We start from the raw sequence: 13,427 nt of genomic DNA, 5'->3' as shown, positions 1-13,427 counted from the left end.
AGTTACTCGTTGTTGTTATTTGGCGTGCAGGCCGGCGCACCCCCGCTTGCGGGGGTGTGTCAGGCAAGAAGCTAAGGTTGTCGGGTGAATCAGGAAAACAGCGTCAGCGCACCGGTCAGCAGGGCCAGCGCGGTAATCACCAGGGACGTGAGTACCGCCCATTTCACGGTAGCTTTCTGGAAGTCGCCCAGGTCGCGGTCGACCATGCCCACCAGCAACAAGGTCGAGGCCACCAATGGGCTCATCAGGTGCACCGGCTGGCCAAGAATCGACGCCCGGGCAATTTCCACCGGATCAATCCCGTAGGCCGCCGCGGCATTGGCCAGGATCGGCACGACACCGAAGTAGTAGGCATCGTTGGACAATACGAAGGTCAACGGCATGCTGGTAATCGCCACCACCAGCGGGAACAGGTGGCCCCAGGAAGGCGGAATCCAGTCGACCAGGGTTTGTGCCAACGCATCGACCATTTTCGTCCCGGAAAAAATCCCGGCGAAGATGCCCGCGGCAAATACCAGCAGGACCACGGTCATGGCATTGCCCGAGTGGGCGAGAATGCGTTCCTTCTGAATATCTAGCTGCGGATAGTTGATCATCAGCGCCAGGACGAAACCGATCAGGAACAGAATCGCCGAGTGCATGATCCCCATCACCAGCGCGACCATCACCGCGACCACCAGCAGCAGGTTGACGTAGGCCAGCTTCGGACGCTTGTGCGGCGTGTCCTCCATGATCGCGTTGATGTAGCAGTCACCGCCGCCGCTTTGCAGTTGGACGTTACCGATGCGCTTGCGCTCGGCACGACCCAGCAGGAACCCCGTGAACACCACCCACGCCGCACCACCGATCATGGTCGGCAGCAACGGCACGAAATACTCGCCGGCATCCAGGCCCAGCGCTGCGATCGCACGGGTCGCCGGGCCGCCCCAAGGGGTCATGCCGCTCATGATGCTCAAGGAGAGCATGGAAATGGTTGCCAGGATCATCGGATTCATGCCGATGCGCTTGTACAGCGGCAACATCGCGGCACAGGTGATCATGTAGGTCGTCGTGCCGTCACCGTCCAGCGCCACCAACAGCGACAGCAGTGCGGTGCCCACGGCGATTTTCATCGGATCGCCGTTGACCCGCTTGAGGATCTTGCGGATCAGCGGGTCGAACAAGCCGGCGTCGATCATCAGGCCGAAAAACAGGATCGCGAACAACAGCAGCGCCGCCGACGGCGCGACCATTTTCAGGCCATCCAGCATCATCTTGCCGGTGGTCCCGCCAAAACCGCCGATCACTGCAAAGACTATTGGCACCACCGTCAGGGCGACGATCGGCGACAGCCGTTTGGTCATTATCAGGAAGGTGAAGACCACCACCATGGCCAAGCCAAGTAAAGCGAGCATATGTCAGATCTCTTGTTGTTATGAGTAGCTTGGCAGACACCCAGGCGCACGCCCTCCCACCCGCCAGGCAACACGAAGGTGTGCCTGGCGCAGAGGGATTGAATAAGCTTACGCGGTGCTGTCGAATCAGCCGTGAACGGCTAGATGTGTTTGGCGACCTTCGCGCCGTCCCAGCTCGAGTCCGTTGCCGGGGCTTGCGTCAGGGCAGGTTTGCCATCCAGGGTCTGCAACAGGACTTCGCGGTCACAGGCATTCTCCGAGAGGGAGATCACCACGGTCGCGACGGCGTTGCTCGCCAGGCTGGTCAACGCCCGCGCTTCAGACATGAATCGGTCGATCCCGATCAACAGGGCCAGGCCCGCCAGGGGAATGTCGTGGATGACCGTCAAGGTCGAGGCCAGGGCGACAAACCCGCTGCCGGTCACACCCGCGGCCCCCTTTGACGACAGCAGCATGATCGCCAGCATGGTGATGACCTGGGTCAGCGTCAGGTCGATGTTGCAGGCCTGGGCAATGAAGATCGCCGCCAGTGACAGGTAGATCGCCGTACCGTCGAGGTTGAACGAGTAACCGGTCGGCAGCACCAGCCCTACGACGCCTTTCTTGCAACCCAGGGCCTGGAGTTTTTCCAACATCCGCGGCATCACCGGTTCGGTCGAGGACGTCCCCAATACCACCAGGAACTCCTCACGCAGATAACGCAACAGCTTCCATAGGCTGAAACCGTGCGCACGGCAAATGCCACCCAGCACCACGAAGACGAAGAAGGCGCAGGCGATATACAAGGTCATGATCAGCTTGGCCAGCGAGCCCAACGACGTGATGCCGTACTGCCCCACCGTAAAGGCCAAGGCCCCGAAAGCGCCGATCGGAGCGAAACGCATCAGGTAGGAGAAAATCTTGAACACCATGTGCGAAGCTGACTCCAGCACCTGCAGCACAGGCTTGCCGCGCTCGCCCAGGGACGACAGGGCAAATCCGCTGAGCACCGCGATAAACAGCACCGGCAACACCTCGCCTTTATTGAAGGCGCCGATGAAGGTGTCGGGAATGATGTGCATGAAGAAGTCCACCACGCTCAGTTTCGCGGCGGAGTCGGTGTACTGCGACAGTCCTTTGGTGCTCAACTGCGTCGGATCGATGTTCATCCCCGCGCCAGGCTTGAACAGGTAGACCGATACCAGGCCGATGATCAGGCTAATCACCGTCAGCGCCAGGAACAACAGCAGGGTCTTGCTCAACAGACGCCCCAGCGAGCGCTTGTCACTCATGCCGGCGATGCCAGTGACAATGGTGCAGAACACCACCGGCGCGATCATCATCTTGATCAGCTTGATGAAGGCATCGCCCAGCGGCTTCAAGGCAATTGCCTGTTGCGACCAGAAGTGCCCGACGATCACGCCCAGCAGCACGGCGCAGATGATCTGGAAGTAGAGCGATTTTACAACTTTCATGGCATCACCCATTTTTAGAATTGTTCTGATGCAAAAGACCCTGGCGGCCTGGGGCTATCCGGCCAGCCGCTGGGCCGTCGTGGCGTAGACGTAACCTGAGAAGAGCCGGCGCGCAGTACGTACTACCGAGGCCTGAATGGTCTCACCCTTTTCACCGGTGTAGGACAGTACGACATCGATACCGCCGCTTGGATGCTCAATCCGAACCTGTTGCAAGCGCGGCTCACTGACGGTGCCGAGCAGCTGTGCGACGACGCTGCCCTCGGTCACGCATGCGGTGGCCAGGCCGATGGAACCGGTGATCGCCAGGGCGCGGTGACAGTTGTGCGGCATGAAATAACGCACCTGGACCGTCCCGCCGGACTTGGCCGGAGACACCAGTACCGGCTTGGGAATGACTTTGTCACTGACATCACCCAGGCCCATGGCCAGGCCGGCTTTCAGGCGCAAGGCCTCCAGACGCTGCAGGAAGGCTTTATCGGCGTCCAGTTCGGCGGGGCTTTCGTCGCCGCGCTTACCCAGCTGACTGGCCTGAACAATCATCATCGGCATCGCCATGTCGATGCAGGTCACCGGGATGCCGTCGATCAGGTCCTGGGTTTGCCCGGTCGGGAAGAGTTTCCCCGTCTTGCTGCCCGCGGCGTCGAGAAAGGTCAGTTGCACCGGAGCGGCGGTGCCAGGCACGCCGTCGATGGCGGTATCGCCCTCATAGCTGACCTTGCCACCTGGGGTTTGCACTTCGGAATTGACGAAGGTCCCGGTATTGAGGTTGCGGATACGCACCCGAGTCCGCTCGCCCGACGCCTTGACCAATCCCTGTTCGATGGCGAACGGGCCGACGGCGCAGAGCATGTTGCCGCAGTTGGGTGCGGTATCGACCCGACGCTGGGAAACCATGACCTGGACGAACAAATAGTCGACATCGGCGTCAGGGTGCAGCGATGGGCTGACGATCGCCACTTTGCTGGTTTGTGGACTGCCGCCGCCGATGCCATCGATTTCCAGCTCATGGCCGGAGCCCATCAGGTTGAGCAGCAGCTCGTCACGTTCGGCGATGGCGACCGGCAGATCCCAGGCGAGAAACACCGGGCCTTTGGACGTACCGCCGCGCATTAGCACACAAGGAATTCGCTGCATGAATACTAACTCTTGTTAATCAATCTGGATAATTGATGCTCTGGACACAAGAGTGGCAGGGTTTGAAAAGTGTTTCCAATGCAAAGATCGGAGCGATTATTGCGTTTCACAAATGAATTATTTTACGATGGTTGGCATCGCGCTTTGCCCTGCCAAGTTGAGAAAACATATGGAATATGAGCTTCAGGACATCCGATCTTTCGTGAAAATCGCCGAACTGGGCAGCTTCCACGAGGCCGCAGATGCGCTGCACCTGTCCCAACCGGCATTGAGTCGGCGGATGAAAAAACTCGAGGAAGGCCTGGGAACCGCTTTGCTCGATCGCACGACCCGCAAGGTCAGCCTGACGAGTGTCGGCCGTGATTTCCTGCCCAAGGCGCGGCGCTTGCTGGATGATTTCGACGACTCGATTCTCAACATTCGCGAGCTGGCAGAGCGGCAGATCGGCCGGGTGACCTTGGCATGCATCCCCACGGCGGCGTTCTATTTCCTGCCGTCGGTGATCCGTCTCTACAACGAGCGCTACCCGAAAATCCGCATCCGCCTGCTCGACCTCAGCGCCAACGAAGGACTGGAGGCGGTGCTGCGCGGCGAAGCCGATTTCGGCATCAACATGATGAGCGGCCAGCACCCGGACATTGAGTTCGTGCCCCTGGTCAACGAACCCTTTGTGCTGGCCTGCCGACGCGACCATGAGTTGGCTGGACGCAGTGCGGTCACCTGGTCGGAACTCAGTGATTACCGGCTGATCGGCGTCGGTCGCCTGAGCGGCAACCGCATGCTGCTGGACCACGCGCTGTCAGGCCTGAGCTGGCGCCCGCAATGGTTTTACGAAGTGCAGCACTTGTCTACGTCGCTGGGGCTGGTGGAGGCTGGCCTCGGCGTGTCGGCGATGCCCAGCCTGGCGATGCCGGCCGGGGATCATCCAACCCTGGTCAGCGTGCCGCTGATCGAGCCGGTGGTAAACCGCTCGCTGGGCCTGGTCTACCGTCGGGGCTCATCGCTCTCCCCTGCCGCGGAGAAATTCGTCTCGATCCTGCTTGAACAGTGGCCGCAATGAAGCGAGGCCGAATCCTGGATCGATGATCACCTCGAAACGTCGCCCACTCGTACCGAACGCTTGAGCGCGGTGAGGGCACGCTGTCCGTACAAGCCGACGCCAAGCCCCGCCACGATGAGCACGACGGCAATGAGTTTGTTGAGTGACAGGCGCTCATCAAAAATCAGCACCGAACCCAGCAGGCCGAACACCGGCACCAAAAGCGACAAGGGCGCGACGGTAGACACCGGATAACGTTTCAGCAGCGAGTTCCACACCCAGTAGCCGAACAGTGTATTGGGGTAGACCTGGAACAGGATCGACAGGACGGCGCGGTAGTCGAGTTGATTCGCCAACGCGCTGTAACCCGTCGAACCATTCACCGCATAATCCAGCGCGAACAGCGGGATGGGCGAAAACGCGCTGGACCACACCAGGAACGCGAAGACCTGGGTGGTCTTGGCTTTTTTGCTGATGACATTGGCCACACTCCAGGCCACTGCCCCCAGTAGCGCCAGGCACAACCCGGTCGTCGTCACGGTGCCATCAGCAATCGAGAGGATGCTCAACAAGCCACAGCAAGCGATACCGATACCCGCCAGTTGGTAACGGGAAATCGCCTCCTTGAAGATCCACGAACCCAGCACAATGGTGAAAAAGGCGCTGAACTGAAGCACCAGCGACGCGATGCCGGCTGAAAGACCGGCCTTGATGCCCATGTTGACGACACCCCAGAGCCCGATACCGAAGACCAGGCCATAGCCGACGATATAGCGCCACTGCACATCGGGTTTCGGCATGAAAAAAATCGCCGGCAATGCGCAGAGCGTGAAACGAATACCCGCCAGGATCAGCGGGTCAACGGCGATGAGGCCCAGCTTGATCACCGAGAAGTTCACGCCCCATATGGCCGTTATCGAGATGGCGAGTAACAGGTGTCCGATTTTCATGCTGATCTTCCAGGCAGGGTCGTTGAAAAATGCATCGAGGCCATCCATAGCACCAACGCGGCGAGGCTGATCAAGGCGCCCAGCAGGCTGACCGCCATCCAGCCCCACAGCGCATAGACCTGGGTCGCGGCAACCGCGCCCAGTGCGCTGCCCACCGAGTAGAAACACATGTAGGCGCCGACCATGCGACTTTGGGCGTCGGGCCGTGCAGCGAAAATCAAACTCTGGTTGGTGACGTGCACGGCCTGCACCGCGAAGTCGAGCAACACCACGCCGCAGACCAGCGCGATCAAGGAGGTTTCGGCAAACGTGATGGGCAACCAGGAAAGCGTCAGGAGCCCCAGCGACAAGCCGGTAACACGTTGCCCAAAGCCTTGATCGGCCCAACGACCGGCTCTTCTGGCCGCCAGGGCCCCGGCGACGCCAGCCAGGCCAAACAAGCCGATGGCCGTATGCGAAAGCGACAGCGGCGCGGCGCTCAACGGCAGCACCATGGCCGTCCATAACACCGAAAAAGCGGCAAAGATCAGTAAGGCCAGCAGCCCCCTGCTCCGTAGCATCGGCTCGGTCGCGAACAGCCTGAACAGCGAGCGGATCAGCGCCAGGTAGGGTTGCCGGTGACGGGGCGACACGGCAGCAGGCACCACGGCCCAGAACACCGCCGCGATGGCCAGCATCAAGCCCGAGGACACGAAATAAACCCCGCGCCAACCCGCCAGATCGGCGATCACCCCGGAAGTAAACCGCGCCAGGAGAATCCCCAGGACAACGCCACTGGTGACGGCTCCCACGGCCTGTCCCCGCTGGGAGGGCGAGGACAGCGCGGCGGCATAGGCCACCAGCACTTGGACGACTACCGCCAGCAGCCCCATCACGATCATGGCGCCCAGCAAAGCCAACCAATGCTGGGCTGCGCCGACGGCCGCCAGCGCGATGGCAGACAACACCAGTTGGGCGAAAACCAGCCGTTTACGGTCGACCCTGTCCCCCAGCGGGACGATGAACAGCAACCCCAGCGCGTAACCCACCTGCGTCGCAGTCACCACAACCCCGATCAACCCTGAAGCGACGCCCAGGCTCTCGGCCATCGAGGCGAGCAAGGGCTGGGCAAAGTAGACATTGGCGACGGCCAGTGCGCAGGTCACGGAAAACAATAACGTGAGCGATGGCGAAAGCCCTGGGCACAGCTGTTCATTCAACGAACCCGTGGCGAGGGAGCTTGCTCCCGCTGGGCTGCGAAGCGGCCCCTCTCGTGAGCGCTCCGCACTCAAGCGGGAGCAAGCCCCCTCGCCCCCCTGATTTCCCGAAGGCTGTCGGGTGAAACAGTCGGCCTCTGCTGTCATGGACGTCTCCTTGGCGCTAAACTGGTTTCAATTAAAAACCTGTCTGGATTGTTGCTTGATCAGGTTTCAATTTGCAACCACAAAAATGCCGACCAACTTGGCAATGCTTTTCCAGAGGCTCAATCAAATGGAAACTGCTTCATCGCAAAACAACGAATGCCCGGTAGCCAGGACACTGGACGTGATCGGCGATCGCTGGTCGCTGATGATCATTCGCGATGCATTCGACGACATTCGCCGCTTCAGCGAATTTCAAAAAAGCCTGGGCGTAGCCAAGAACATTCTGGCTTCGCGACTCAAAGCCTTGGTCGAGGTCGGTGTGTTCGACGTTCGTCCCGCCTCGGATGGGAGTGCCTACAAGGAGTACGTCCTGACGGAGAAAGGCCGGGAGATCTTTCCGGTGGTGGTCAGCCTGCGGCAGTGGGGCGAACGTTTCCTGTTCGAGCCGGGAGAAACGCGCTCCGTGCTGTTGGACAACGCCTCCGGCCAGACACTCATGCCGATGGAGGTGCGCTCCTCAAGCGGTCAGAAACTCGGGCCGGCCGATTGCCACAGGGTGAGGCTCGTGACCGACGACCTGACGTGAACGTTTTTATCCCTGCAAGACCAGGGACATGTCCGGGTACCTGGCACACATGAAATCGACAAATGCCCGCACCTTCGGCGCAGCAAGCCGTCGGGAGGTGTGCAAGACCCAGAGTTCGGCTTCTTTCCCCGATACCGTGCCCCACTGGACCAACTCGCCATTGGCCAGTTGGCTCCACGCCATCGATTGCGGGATGAGAGCCGCCCCGCCACCGGCGATGGCCGCATCGCGGATCATCAGGAACGAAGAGAACCTCAGCCTGGGGATCGGTTCCAGGACCAAGTGACCGCCATCGAGTGTCCAATGGGTGGGCTCGAAACTGGAGACCACAATGCCGGGAACCGAGCGGATGGCGCCGGGTGCGGGCATCGGCAGTCCAGGCGCGGCCACCACCACCAGCCGGTCCTTGGCGAAGCAGCGACCGACCAGACTGCTGTCTGGGCTGGGGTTGATCCGGATGGCAACATCAAATTGTTCCTCGACGAGGTCGACCACGCGATCCTCCGAAATGACCTCGATCGTGACGTCAGGATAAGCCGCACAAAACTCTGCGCCGATGCCTCCCATCGCAAGCTGCGAGAACAGGACTGGGGCAGCGACACGCAAGCGTCCGCGAGGCGTCGATACGCCCTCCTTCGCCGCCGCCATGGCTTCCGCCACCTCGGCCAACGGCCCTTCGGCCCGGGCCAGCAGTAGCTCTCCAGCCTCGGTGAGCTTCAGACCGCGCGCGCTGCGCTCGATCAGCCTTACGCCCAGTTGTTCCTCAAGGTCGGCAATGCGGCGCGACAAGGTGGCCTTGGCTATTCCGCTCGCACGGCTTGCCTTTCCCAGCCCCTCGTTCGTTGCGACGAGGGTGAAATCGATCAGCGCGTTCAGGTTCATGGTGTTCCATTTTTGCAACGGAGTGTCTACATCCTGGCGTCTTCGTTTTACTCCTGCAACACAATATCGTTTGTCCATCGCAACGGGCCGACAAGGTCGTAGCGGACTTTCTGACTCCCCCACCCTTTTGCAGGAGATTCAAATGAGCATTCTCGTTACCGGCGCCACAGGCACCATCGGTTCACTCATCATTCAACGCCTCGCCAGCGCAGGCACCGAGGTCAAAGCCCTCGTGCGCCAACCTGGCAAGGGCTCCTTCCCGGCGGGCGTCACTGAAGTCGTTGCCGACCTCACCGACGTCCCTTCGCTGCGCAACGCACTGGCGTCGGTGCGTACGCTGTTCCTGCTCAACGCCGTGACGCCCGACGAGGTGACACAAGCCCTCATCACCTTGAACCTCGCTCGCGAAGCAGGCATCGAGCGCATCGTCTACCTGTCGGTGATTCATGCCGACAAGTTCACCCACGTTCCGCACTTCACCGGCAAGCACACGGTCGAGCGCATGATCGAGAGCCTCGACATCCCCGCAACCATCCTGCGTCCGGCTTACTTCATGCAAAACGAACTCATGGTCCAGCAGACCATTCAGAACTACGCGGTATACCCGATGCCGATCGGCTCGGCGGGCGTGTCGATGATCGATACCCGGGACATCGCCGATATCGCCGCTGCCGAGTTGCTGCGACGCGACAAGGCACCTTCGGCCCTGGATCGGGTCACCTTGGAATTAGTCGGCCCGCACGCACTGACCGGCACCGACGTGGCGAAGATCTGGAGCACCGCCCTGGGTCGCGAGATCGCCTACGGCGGTGACGATGTGGCTGCCTTCGAAGCGCAATTGGCCGCCTACGGTCCCGCCTGGCTGGCTTATGACATGCGCCTGATGATGTCTGGCATCCAGACGTTCGGTATGCAGGCGGTTGAAGGAACGGTGGAGCGGCTACAGGCCATCCTCGGACGCCCGCTGCGCACCTACGAAGACTTCGTCCGCGAGACCATCGCCGGGGTTTGAACAGCAGGGGTAGTCATGCCGTATTGCTGCCCCGATGATTCAACCGGTCGAGGCAACACGATTACTCCTCGGCAGGCCTCATATGAAAAATCGTATAAGGCAGGATCAACGTATCGGCGACGATACTGAAAGGCAGGTCAATGATTGCAAACGGTGCCAGCGCACGTGAATACACGTCGTTGTCGTTCGTCGAGCCCTTGATGATCTCGATATCGGTCGCCGCACCGCAATAAGGCTGACGGCCGCAAAGTTGCCCCATGCCAAAGGTTTCATTGGCCGTCGCGCAGCCGGCCAGCAGCGCCATCGTCAAAGCCATTGCTACGATCCGCATGCCGCTCCCTCCCCTGGAAAGACCGGACTGTAGCACCGATGGCGGACGACCTATAGGGGCAAGCGGTGTTACCGGAATGAGGGGCGCAAGACTGCACCAGCGCCCCCCAGACCTTCCCATGCATCAATCCCACCACTGAACACTGTTGCCTGGGAAACAATGGATCAACTGTTGCCCGAGCAACAGCCATTCAACAATTCATCCGCCAGACCAACAGTCGCTCCCCCTCCCTGCCCCGCGAAGCCCAGCAAATACTGGGCTTTTCGCGTTGGTACGGCCCTTGCTCAAGCCTGTGTACCTCGATCAACAGTCCAACAGGAACACCTAGGATGAGCACTCCCCTGAAAGTCGTCGCTGTTTCCGGCGGTACCTCCCGCCCCTCGCGCACTTTGGCACTGACCGAAGCCATCCTGGGCGAACTCGGCCAGCACTTGGTCATCGACACCCACTTGATCGAACTGGGCAACATTGCCCGTCCGTTGGGCAGTGCGTTGTGGCGCAAGGAATTGCCGGAAACCGTCGAGCATGAACTGCGCCTGATCGAGTCTGCCGACCTGCTGGTGGTGGCCGCGCCTGTCTATCGCGGCACCTATCCGGGCCTGTTCAAGCATTTGTTCGACCTGGTCGGCCAGGACGCCCTGGTCAACACGCCGGTACTGCTGGCCGCCACCGGTGGCAGCGAGCGCCATGCCCTGGTCCTCGATCATCAACTGCGCCCGCTGTTCAGTTTCTTCCAGTCGCTGACCCTGCCCATTGGCGTGTACGCCAGCGAGACCGATTTTACCGACTACCGCATCGTCAACGCGGCCTTGCAGTCGCGCATCGAGCTGGCAGCCGCACGCGCCGCTCGCCTGTTTGCCGACCAGGCGCATGCTTTGCGCAAGATCGCCTGAGGAACCCGCATGAATCACCACTGCATTTGCCTGGAAGGCCTTTTTGCGAGGGATATCGCGTGAGAATCCAACAACAGCCCACCGTGTTGACCCCGCTACAGACCGCCCGCCGCCTGGCTGCGGAATTTGCCGAAACCGCCGTCGAGCGTGATGAGGCCGGCGGCACCCCCAAGGAGCAACGCGACGCCATTCGCCAGAGCGGCCTGCTGGCCTTGAGCATTCCAACCCAGTTTGGCGGCCTCGGGGCCAGTTGGAGCGAAACCCTCGGCGTGGTCCGCGAGTTCGCCAAGGTGGACAGCTCCATCGCCCATGTCTTCGGTTTCCAGCACCTGATGCTGGCCACCGTGCGCCTGTTTTCGCGCCCCGATCAATGGCAACCCTGGTTCGAACAGACCGCCCGCAAGAACTGGTTCTGGGGCAACGCGTTGAACCCGCTGGACACCCGCACCGTGGTCAAGACCTTCGACGGCTGGCGCGAATTCTCCGGCAAGAAGAGCTTCTGCTCCGGTGCCAGCGACTCGGAAATGCTGATCGCCTCGGCCATCGACGAAAGCGCCGGCGGTAAACTGCTGATCGCCGCGATCCCCAGTGGCCGCACCGGCATCACCCTGCACGGCGACTGGGACAATATGGGCCAGCGCCAGACTGACAGCGGCAGCGCCACCTTCGAACGGGTGCGCGTGGAAGAGAACGAACTGCTGCTCGACCCCGGCCCCCTGAGCACGCCTTTCGCCTGCCTGCGCCCGCTGATCGCCCAATTGCATTTCTCCCACATCTTCCTCGGCATCGCCGAAGGCGCCCTGGAAGAGGCCCGCCATTACACCCTCAAGGAAGGTCGGCCGTGGTTCCGTTCCAAGGCCCAGCACGTCAGCGAAGACCCCTATGTGCTACGCCACTACGGCGAGTTCTGGGTCGGCCTGGAAAGCGTGCGCCTATTGGTGGAACGCGCCGCCGAGCAGCTCGATGAAGCCTGGCACAAGGGGCACGCGCTGGGTGCCGAGGAACGCGCACAACTGGCGCTGTCCATCGCCACCGCCAAAGTCGCCGCCGTACGCACCGGCCTGGATATCTGTAGCCGCCTGTTCGAAGTCACCGGCGCCCGCGCCACCCACGCTTCGCTGCGCCTCGACCGCCATTGGCGCAACCTGCGCACCCAGAGCCTGCACGACCCGGTGGATTACAAACTCCACGAATTGGGTGACTGGGCGCTGAACCAGACGCGGCCTACCCCCTCCTTCTACTCATAGGGATGCCCATGCAACTGCTGACTCTCCCCCCTTCGCCGACACTGGCTACCTCGATCCGGGCGACCGCACAGGTCTTCGAAGACCCTAGATCGCAGGCGCTGCTCGCTCACGTGCAACAGGTCGCCCCCAGCGAGGCCAGCGTCCTGATCATTGGCGAGACCGGCACGGGCAAGGAGCTGGTCGCGCGTCACATCCACAACCTCAGCGGCCGCCGCGCCGGGCCGTTCGTTGCCGTCAACTGCGGGGCCTTTTCCGAATCGCTGGTGGAAGCTGAGCTGTTCGGCCACGAAAAAGGTGCCTTCACCGGCGCCCTTGCCGCCAAGGCCGGCTGGTTCGAGGAAGCCAACGGCGGCACGTTGTTCCTCGACGAGATCGGCGACCTGCCGATGGCCATCCAGGTCAAGCTGCTGCGAGTATTGCAAGAACGCGAGGTGGTGCGCCTGGGCTCGCGCAAGAGCATCCCGATCAATGTACGCGTGGTCGCCGCCACCAACGTGCAACTGGATAAGGCCATCGGCGCCGGCCACTTCCGCGAAGACCTGTATTACCGCCTCGACGTGGTCAGCCTGCAACTCTATCCATTGCGTGAGCGACCGGGCGACATCCTGCCGCTGACCCGTCACTTCATCAAGACCTACTGCAATCGCCTGGGCTATGGCGAGGTGCGCCTGACTTCGCAAGCCGAACGCAAACTGGTGGACTACAGCTGGCCGGGCAACATCCGCGAACTGGAAAACGTCATCCACCACACCCTGCTGGTGTGCCGCAACGGCCTGGTGGAGGAAGACGACTTACGCTTGTCGTCCCTGCGCATCGAGCGCCAGGAACAACCCCAGGCCACCCACGGCGAGAGCGCCGACGAACAACTGCTGCGCACCTTTCACCGGCTATTCGAAGAACAGGCCGGCGGCCTCCACGAGAAGGTTGAAGACAGTCTGCTTCGCGCAGCCTATCGCTTCTGTCACTGCAACCAGGTGCGCACCGCCAGCCTGCTGGGCCTGAGTCGCAACGTCACGCGGGCGCGTCTGATCGCCATTGGCGAGCTGGTGGTCAACCGACGCCGCCCGGACAGCAACACGCATCCGGGCCAGGCCCTGCAACTGTCAATCTGATCACGATAAAAACAGGCAATGCGGCCCGGCCGACAAAGCCCCGATAC

The 13,427-nt window shown here is 61.4% G+C and carries 13 protein-coding genes; 6 read left to right on the top strand and 7 right to left on the bottom strand.

Features of this window, described 5'->3' with window-relative positions; all coding sequences use genetic code 11:
* Positions 1-89: 89 nt before the first annotated feature.
* The 3 genes from GN234_RS00440 to GN234_RS00430 form a co-directional block, all read right to left on the bottom strand.
* The gene (locus GN234_RS00440; protein WP_116832722.1) at positions 90-1,394 is read right to left on the bottom strand and encodes a CitMHS family transporter; all 1,305 of its coding nucleotides are present in this window, start codon (positions 1,392-1,394) and stop codon (positions 90-92) included.
* 140 nt (positions 1,395-1,534) lie between these two features.
* A complete protein-coding gene (gene dctA, locus GN234_RS00435) occupies positions 1,535-2,860 on the bottom strand; it encodes a C4-dicarboxylate transporter DctA (RefSeq protein WP_109753248.1) in 1,326 nt (441 codons plus the stop codon).
* Between the two features lie 42 nt (positions 2,861-2,902).
* Positions 2,903-3,985: a 4-oxalomesaconate tautomerase gene (locus tag GN234_RS00430; protein ID WP_116832724.1), complete on the bottom strand. Its 1,083-nt coding sequence runs from the start codon at positions 3,983-3,985 to the stop codon at positions 2,903-2,905.
* Between the two features lie 169 nt (positions 3,986-4,154).
* On the opposite strand from GN234_RS00430, the gene GN234_RS00425 reads away from it, so the two are divergent.
* Complete coding sequence (locus GN234_RS00425; protein WP_176687603.1) at positions 4,155-5,045, top strand: LysR family transcriptional regulator; 891 nt, start codon at positions 4,155-4,157, stop codon at positions 5,043-5,045.
* 26 nt (positions 5,046-5,071) lie between these two features.
* Here the strand turns inward: GN234_RS00425 and GN234_RS00420 are convergent, their stop codons facing one another.
* Complete coding sequence (locus GN234_RS00420) at positions 5,072-5,974, bottom strand: EamA family transporter (protein ID WP_176687602.1); 903 nt, start codon at positions 5,972-5,974, stop codon at positions 5,072-5,074.
* Positions 5,971-7,173: an MFS transporter gene (locus tag GN234_RS00415; protein ID WP_233459506.1), complete on the bottom strand. Its 1,203-nt coding sequence runs from the start codon at positions 7,171-7,173 to the stop codon at positions 5,971-5,973. Before GN234_RS00415 ends, GN234_RS00420 begins: the two co-directional genes overlap by 4 nt.
* Positions 7,174-7,444: 271 nt before the next feature.
* On the opposite strand from GN234_RS00415, the gene GN234_RS00410 reads away from it, so the two are divergent.
* Complete coding sequence (locus GN234_RS00410) at positions 7,445-7,903, top strand: winged helix-turn-helix transcriptional regulator (RefSeq protein WP_109753253.1); 459 nt, start codon at positions 7,445-7,447, stop codon at positions 7,901-7,903.
* 6 nt (positions 7,904-7,909) lie between these two features.
* On the opposite strand, the gene GN234_RS00405 is transcribed toward GN234_RS00410, so the two are convergent.
* Positions 7,910-8,785 carry a LysR family transcriptional regulator gene (locus tag GN234_RS00405; RefSeq protein ID WP_109753254.1) on the bottom strand — a complete coding sequence of 292 codons (876 nt, stop codon included), beginning with the start codon at positions 8,783-8,785 and terminating at the stop codon, positions 7,910-7,912.
* A 142-nt stretch (positions 8,786-8,927) separates the two neighbouring features.
* On the opposite strand from GN234_RS00405, the gene GN234_RS00400 reads away from it, so the two are divergent.
* The gene (locus GN234_RS00400) at positions 8,928-9,797 is read left to right on the top strand and encodes an NmrA/HSCARG family protein (protein ID WP_109753255.1); all 870 of its coding nucleotides are present in this window, start codon (positions 8,928-8,930) and stop codon (positions 9,795-9,797) included.
* Between the two features lie 61 nt (positions 9,798-9,858).
* Here GN234_RS00400 and GN234_RS00395 read toward each other — a convergent pair whose 3' ends face one another.
* Positions 9,859-10,128 carry a YceK/YidQ family lipoprotein gene (locus GN234_RS00395; protein ID WP_109753256.1) on the bottom strand — a complete coding sequence of 90 codons (270 nt, stop codon included), beginning with the start codon at positions 10,126-10,128 and terminating at the stop codon, positions 9,859-9,861.
* Between the two features lie 329 nt (positions 10,129-10,457).
* Between GN234_RS00395 and msuE the strand changes: the two genes are divergently transcribed.
* From msuE to GN234_RS00380, 3 genes are read left to right on the top strand one after another with little or no spacing between them, the layout of a single operon-like run.
* A complete protein-coding gene (msuE, locus tag GN234_RS00390; RefSeq protein WP_176687601.1) occupies positions 10,458-11,021 on the top strand; it encodes an FMN reductase in 564 nt (187 codons plus the stop codon).
* Between the two features lie 59 nt (positions 11,022-11,080).
* Complete coding sequence (locus GN234_RS00385; protein WP_109753258.1) at positions 11,081-12,268, top strand: acyl-CoA dehydrogenase family protein; 1,188 nt, start codon at positions 11,081-11,083, stop codon at positions 12,266-12,268.
* Positions 12,269-12,276: 8 nt separating this feature from the next.
* On the top strand, positions 12,277-13,380 hold the full coding sequence (locus tag GN234_RS00380; RefSeq protein WP_163858125.1) for a sigma-54 interaction domain-containing protein: 1,104 nt from the start codon (positions 12,277-12,279) through the stop codon (positions 13,378-13,380).
* The last annotated feature ends 47 nt before the right edge of the window (positions 13,381-13,427 follow it).

Origin of the sequence: Pseudomonas bijieensis, from assembly GCF_013347965.1 — a bacterium.
In the GTDB taxonomy this organism is placed as follows: Bacteria; Pseudomonadota; Gammaproteobacteria; order Pseudomonadales; family Pseudomonadaceae; genus Aquipseudomonas; species Aquipseudomonas bijieensis.
This window is presented reverse-complemented; position numbering and strand designations above follow the sequence as displayed.

Excerpts from the sequence above, each read along its gene's own strand:
- GN234_RS00440 (WP_116832722.1), bottom strand. The coding sequence starts at position 1,394 with ATGCTCGCTTTACTTGGCTTGGCCATGGTGGTGGTCTTCACCTTCCTG.
- dctA (WP_109753248.1), bottom strand. The coding sequence starts at position 2,860 with ATGGGTGATGCCATGAAAGTTGTAAAATCGCTCTACTTCCAGATCATC.
- GN234_RS00430 (WP_116832724.1), bottom strand. The coding sequence starts at position 3,985 with ATGCAGCGAATTCCTTGTGTGCTAATGCGCGGCGGTACGTCCAAAGGC.
- GN234_RS00425 (WP_176687603.1), top strand. The coding sequence starts at position 4,155 with ATGGAATATGAGCTTCAGGACATCCGATCTTTCGTGAAAATCGCCGAA.
- GN234_RS00420 (WP_176687602.1), bottom strand. The coding sequence starts at position 5,974 with ATGAAAATCGGACACCTGTTACTCGCCATCTCGATAACGGCCATATGG.
- GN234_RS00410 (WP_109753253.1), top strand. The coding sequence starts at position 7,445 with ATGGAAACTGCTTCATCGCAAAACAACGAATGCCCGGTAGCCAGGACA.
- GN234_RS00405 (WP_109753254.1), bottom strand. The coding sequence starts at position 8,785 with ATGAACCTGAACGCGCTGATCGATTTCACCCTCGTCGCAACGAACGAG.
- GN234_RS00400 (WP_109753255.1), top strand. The coding sequence starts at position 8,928 with ATGAGCATTCTCGTTACCGGCGCCACAGGCACCATCGGTTCACTCATC.
- GN234_RS00395 (WP_109753256.1), bottom strand. The coding sequence starts at position 10,128 with ATGCGGATCGTAGCAATGGCTTTGACGATGGCGCTGCTGGCCGGCTGC.
- msuE (WP_176687601.1), top strand. The coding sequence starts at position 10,458 with ATGAGCACTCCCCTGAAAGTCGTCGCTGTTTCCGGCGGTACCTCCCGC.
- GN234_RS00380 (WP_163858125.1), top strand. The coding sequence starts at position 12,277 with ATGCAACTGCTGACTCTCCCCCCTTCGCCGACACTGGCTACCTCGATC.